Consider the following 5,701-nt stretch of genomic DNA (forward strand, 5'->3'; position numbering starts at 1 on the left):
GGCGAGGGCAAATTGCCGATGTGCGCGGAGATGTGCTCGACCAAGTCGCTGCTCGCCGGCGATGGCGACATCATCGCGCAGATCTATGGCGAGCGGGTGCGCAAGCGCGGCTATGGTTCCGGCGCCTGGGGCTGGACCACGGCCTATCACGCTGACGTCGGGGTCTGAGCGGACGGCTCATGCGGCCTGCGATGGGCGCGGGATGAGAGCAGGGTAACGGTCATGACGTTTCTCGCACGCTTTCGTCTGGCGACCTTCGTCCTGGCGCTGCTTGCGATCACCGCGGCGGCGCCCGCCTTCGCACAGAAGGTCGGTCCCGACGGTGCGCCCAATCCAACCGCAAGCGTCACCAGCGAGCGCGACCTGCTAAGACAGCTCCCCCGCGTTGAAGGGCGCCTCGACATTCCCGACACAAAGGCCGGCGTGTTGATCCAGCCCGAGGGACGTACGTGGGATTATATCCACGAAGTACTGCTGCGTTGGGGCGGCGCCATCGTGATCCTCGGCACGATCCTGGTCTTGGGCGCCGCCTATCTGATCATCGGACGGATCCGGATTTCGGCCGGCCGATCGGGGCGGAAGGTGCTTCGCTTCAGAGCCTTAGAACGGTTTTCGCATTGGCTGACGGCGGTGTCTTTTGTCGTTCTTGGCCTAACCGGTCTTAATATCACCTTCGGCAAGGTGCTGCTTTTGCCGGTCGTCGGCCCGGAAGCGTTCTCGAGCATATCGCAAGCGGCAAAGTACGTGCACAACTTCACCAGCGCCGCATTCGTGGTGGGTCTCGTCCTGATCACGGTGATCTTTTTCAGGGACAATCTTCTGAAAAAAGTTGACATCGACTGGGTCAGGCAAGGCGGCGGCTTCGTCAAGTTGAAACACGCGCCAGCCGGACGCTTTAATCTGGGCGAGAAGCTTGTCTATTGGCTATCCCTTGTGGCCGGCGTCGCGGTCTCGGTATCGGGGTTTCTCTTGCTGTTCCCGTTTTACGGAACTGATATCGCCCAGATGCAGCTCGCGCAGGTAGTACACACGCTCGTGGCCATCCTGTTCATCGCCTTGATCCTCGGCCACATCTATATCGGCACGGTCGGGATGGAGGGCGCATTCGAGGCCATGGGCACCGGAGAGGTCGATCTCAACTGGGCCAAAGAGCATCACGACATTTGGCTTGCCGAACAGCTTAAGAAGGAGCGCGGACCAGGACAACCTTCAGTGACGCCTGCTGAATAAGCGACATCGTTCGCCTATTCATCTGTGCGGAGCTGTCACGGCGGGCTCACCGAATTGGATGCCAGTATCTGACGCGGGTGACTACCCTGCTGCATGCGACGGCCTCCAGGGGCGCGATTCCGCGCGGTTCATGCATCATCGATCTGCTCGGGGTGTGCCGGTTGAGCCAAATTTTGCCGGCGAGACTACCAGGGTGGCGGACCTGGACCGCCGTATTATCGCGCGCGCAAAGTATGATTTGATGTCGTCGGGTGTTACGCCCGCCGTGACATACTCGGGCTGACGGTCGGGGCGGGACCTATCCACTCTCGCACCTTTACGGGCACTTTGGGCTCGTACGTCTAACCGCGCTTGGCCGCGACCGGCCGTGGGCGAAGGCGTGAGGTCTTGTCCGAGAGCCGGATGCGGGAGATCTGCCTGTCCGGTTAGTTCTGTGCGTCAAGTTCAGCAAAATTGATCACCAAGCCAAGAAATGCAGTCTCGTTTTGTGGCCCGCGCAAGAATGAAGCGGGGGCAAGGCGACGTTGAATGGAGATGCGAAGCCCACCGAAAGAGAACGGCGATGTTTCGATCAACGGACATCGATGCCAATATCAAAAAGCGCGATAGTGATGAGTTATGTGGCTTCCGCAACCGCCGTTACACGCAGACGAATGCCCACGACGGCTCAGCTATGCCAAGGCGCATTACGGATCCGAGTGCATGCGGTTGGCCGGTGAAATGTGGGGTCGTGTTCTTGGATGTAGTCGAAATTGACGGTGCCGAACGTGGTCTGAGGCTTCTTCAAGGCCGAGCAAGTCTGTAACTGAAGCATTTCGTTTTTAAAATCACCGCGCGGAAAGGCGGCGATGACTTGGTCGCGTTGCTCTGGCGTGTACTCATCATATCCAATCCCGACGACGTCCACCAAGACACCCGCGTTTGTGAGAGCGATCTCGGGCCGCATGTATTGGGGAATACCGGGCGTGGTATGTAGGGCGATGGCTTCCCAAACCAGATTCGCTTTCGGGTCGGGAATGCCATGACTGCGGAGGAATTCGCGCGCTGCGTCGGCGCCATCAACTTCAAACCGCTTTGTGTCGGTATGATAGGCGTCGACAAGCCCTAAGTCGTGAAACAGCGCTGCGATATAGAGCAGTTCAGAATCGAATTTGAGATTTTGCCGAACGCCCTTCATTGCGCCGAACACGAAAACTCGGACCGAATGGTTGTACAGCATCTCGGTTTCATGTTGCCGCACGAGCTCGGCGGCTTCGCGCGCGATCTTGCTATCGGGAATCTTGATGCCAGATAAAACGTCAGCCATTGTCGAACTCCTTCCTCCGCGTCCGCGATCTGCGCTGTCTGCATTGACCGGGGCTCCCACGAAGCCTGATACGTCGGGATCGCTCCCGTCGCTGGTGTTAGCGAATAGAAGCGTTGCGCCTGGTCATTTGCCAAGATTGCCGATTTTGGCTGTACCATCGCGCGATGGCTGCCGTCCATCCGGCACGCCGACTAATGTGAACTATCGCGCAGGTGGCCAGCCGCTCGCCAGCGGGACAAAGATAGATATCGTCCGCGATGGCCCGGTGCGTCGTTCTCGACCGTGTGTTCCCGATTCGCGCGAGAGCCGGCGACCTTCTCCGCGACGCTCATGGTTAGCCCGACTTCAAGCGGGCGCGGTGACTTCGCCCGCGGCTTCTACGTTGAGAATGATCTTCCCTTTCGGCGGCAGTCGTTGGCCTTCCAACATCATGTGGGCGTCTCGCGCATCGGTGAAGGGGAGGACCGCACCTACGCGGGTTTTCAGTTCGCCCCGATCAATAAGTTCGGCGATTGTGCGCAGCCGCTCGGTAGTCACTTCCACCAAGAAGAAGGCTGCGGTGACACCGTGTTGCTTTGCGCGGTCTTGATCAGGCTGTGACACGGCGGAGATCAACTTGCCGCCCGGGCGAAGCACCTGAAAAGAACGTATTTGCGTTTCGCCTCCGACGAGGTCCAGTACCGCGTCCGCATCCTTCACCTCTTCCTCGAAGCGTTGCGTGTGATAGTCCAATACCTTGTCGGCACCGAGGGACCGCACGTACTCGATGTCCTTGGCCCCCGCCGTCGCGATTGAACGAAGGCGAGCACGACGAGCGAGCTGAACCGCGTAGGCTCCGACGTTTCCCGCAGCTCCGTGAACGACCACCGTCTGCCCGGCTTCGAGGCGAGCGTGGTCGAACAGACCTTGCCACGCCGTGACCGCGACGACGGGAACGGAAGCCGCTTGGGCATAGTTCAGCGAGCCGGTTTCTTCGCGAGCATTCCAGCAGAGGCTACGGCATATTCTGCGTAAGCGCCAAGAAATTGGGTGTTGATCACTCCGAAAACCTGATCTCCGACAGCGATGTCGGAAATGCCCGATCCCACGGCTGCGACTGTTCCGGACAGATCAGAGCCGAGCGTAAGAGGAAGAGGCTGCGGCAACGCGCTTTTGCCGGCCCTGATCCACCCGTCCCAGGGACCGACTCCTGCTGCGTGAACATTGACAAGAACCTCGCCCGGACCAGGATCTGGCCTGGGAACCCGTTCCAAAATCATCGCTTCCGGCGGACCAAATTTGTGTACTCGCCATGCCAACATGGAGCAGCGAGCAGGACCTTGAGACGCATTGTCGACGGGGGAATTTGCCATTCTGGACCCCCCTACTAAGACGTGAGTCAGCTGCCGGCTTGCGCCATTCGCCGAGTCCAACATCGCACCTACGCTCGACGCTCTTTACAACCCGGAAGATTCTGCGTGCATGAGAGATGGGCTCTGCAGCCTTTGTTGCGCCTTTGAATTCGGGACTGGTATCGACAATGGCTGGTCATCGGCCCCTCTCGACGCGCAACTTTGTACATCTGATTGTTGCTTGAAGGAAGTGAAGTTCTTGCAGCTTTGTAATTGGCGTCCTGCACATTGTCTTTGATTGCTGTCGCGAGCTCCTTCGATCGGGTCTCAGGAGCTTCAAACCGCCCCAATCCATCGAGTACACCACGCGAACAGGACACCTGGTCAACAAATGACAGCTACCATGCCTGAATATCTCACTGCAGGATCTTCATACAGGACGGTACTTCCGGTTCAACATTCGCGAGTTATGTAGTGGGCAACGATCCACCGCACCGGTGCGCCGGCACGCATGAATTGCGGTGCTGTTGGCAGTTCAGTGCTCCGATCGGAGATAGGAGTTTGATAATGGCCGACATGATTTCTGGCATTAAGCTCCCCGAGGACCCCGAAGCCGCCCGCATCGCTTTAGACGAATGGCTCCGCCGCTCACAGGCAATAGCCTGATCCCGCATCCGCCAACCACGGCGTGCTCGTCGAATACGGCCCGGGCGGCTACTCGCCTGGTCACACGCATGCCGACGCATGCCGAATCCACCTTCATCTATGCGACCGTTCTTGAGGGGGCGATCAGCAGTCAGGTCAACGACGGAGCGGTGACGACCTACAAGGCCGGACAGAGCTTCTCTGAGCAGCCCGGCGACCGCCACCGCGTCAGCGCCAATGCCAGCGAGACCGAGCCGGCCAAACTCCTCGCGGTGTTCGTGGTGGACACGAACGAGGCGGAACCTGACGATCCCATTCGGGAACTGAGCTTTAATACCTTCCGTGCGGAGATCTTGCCGAGGTAACCCAGCAGAGCTGGCGTTTGCTGTAGCTTATCGGCTGGAAGAAGGGGCGACAGCGCTATACACGAAACTGACCGCAGGAAAGGCCCTGCCTGATGTTTGCTGCGGTGCATGAGTCCGGTTATGTGAAGGGTTTCGGATGCCGGCCCAATGATTGACGGTGCCGCGGGCTCCGAGGGCCGGCGTCCGAAAGCCTCCAAAGGAGGAAACCGCGCTGGGGGGACGTAGGACGATGCCGCGTGATCGAGCTCAGTCGCGTCAAACAACCTTCAGACGATCCGGAAGATCGCCTATGGGGATTTAATGTTTGGCAGCACCTGTACTTTCAAGAGCTTGGCCCTAGCAAAAATACCACACCATACAACCTAAACGCGAAGTCATCAAAATTCGAATCCCATGGGGCAAACTGATCTCTAGCGATCTGGAAAGCCCCTGAGCTATCTGAGCCGAGACTGTTTCGAGTTGCTCGTCAAGAGCATCACCGCATTACTCTACTTGCTTCGAGATTCCTGGACTGGGTGCAATTAGGGCGACGGGCATACGATCACGGTCGAGAATGCCGGGTTCGAGTTGGCTCTTGTGTAATGGTTGGTGCTCCGCCACGAACTTCCAGATCAGCACCTCCTCGATCATCGGATCAGCGCCAGCTACGGGCCAATTGCCTCGTTCGCCACGATGAGCTGTCGCCCATGCTTCGCCGTGTCTTGTTTCGCCGTGTCGCCAGCTGCGGCGTTCTACCGCGCGAGCGGTATTGCCCCACCTGCGAATGCCTGCAACGGCGGCGGGAATTGCGAGAACGCCCCCGGTCGAGACCCGCCCGGTCACCG

The 5,701-nt window shown here is 58.9% G+C and carries 3 protein-coding genes and 3 pseudogenes; 3 read left to right on the forward strand and 3 right to left on the reverse strand.

The genetic code is table 11. The features are described from left to right. Positions 1-168: pseudogene (locus tag ACZXDY_RS44410) on the forward strand (formate dehydrogenase); the annotation flags it as partial. A 54-nt stretch (positions 169-222) separates the two neighbouring features. Beyond that, positions 223-1,230 (forward strand): formate dehydrogenase subunit gamma, encoded by a 1,008-nt coding sequence (locus tag ACZXDY_RS44415; protein ID WP_464349823.1) that lies wholly within the window; start codon positions 223-225, stop codon positions 1,228-1,230. 667 nt (positions 1,231-1,897) lie between these two features. Here ACZXDY_RS44415 and ACZXDY_RS44420 read toward each other — a convergent pair. Next, the gene (locus ACZXDY_RS44420) at positions 1,898-2,536 is read right to left on the reverse strand and encodes an HD domain-containing protein (protein ID WP_464349824.1); all 639 of its coding nucleotides are present in this window, start codon (positions 2,534-2,536) and stop codon (positions 1,898-1,900) included. Between the two features lie 345 nt (positions 2,537-2,881). Next, positions 2,882-3,837 (reverse strand): annotated as a pseudogene (locus ACZXDY_RS44425) (NADP-dependent oxidoreductase). A gap of 712 nt (positions 3,838-4,549) precedes the next feature. Between ACZXDY_RS44425 and ACZXDY_RS44430 the strand changes: the two are divergent. After that, positions 4,550-4,877 (forward strand): annotated as a pseudogene (locus ACZXDY_RS44430) (cupin domain-containing protein); the annotation flags it as partial. Between the two features lie 483 nt (positions 4,878-5,360). Here ACZXDY_RS44430 and ACZXDY_RS44435 read toward each other — a convergent pair. After that, the coding region (locus tag ACZXDY_RS44435) for a hypothetical protein (RefSeq protein ID WP_464349825.1) at positions 5,361-5,701 on the reverse strand (341 nt) is incomplete at its 5' end.

The sequence above is a fragment of the Bradyrhizobium sp. LeoB3 genome (genome assembly GCF_055456055.1).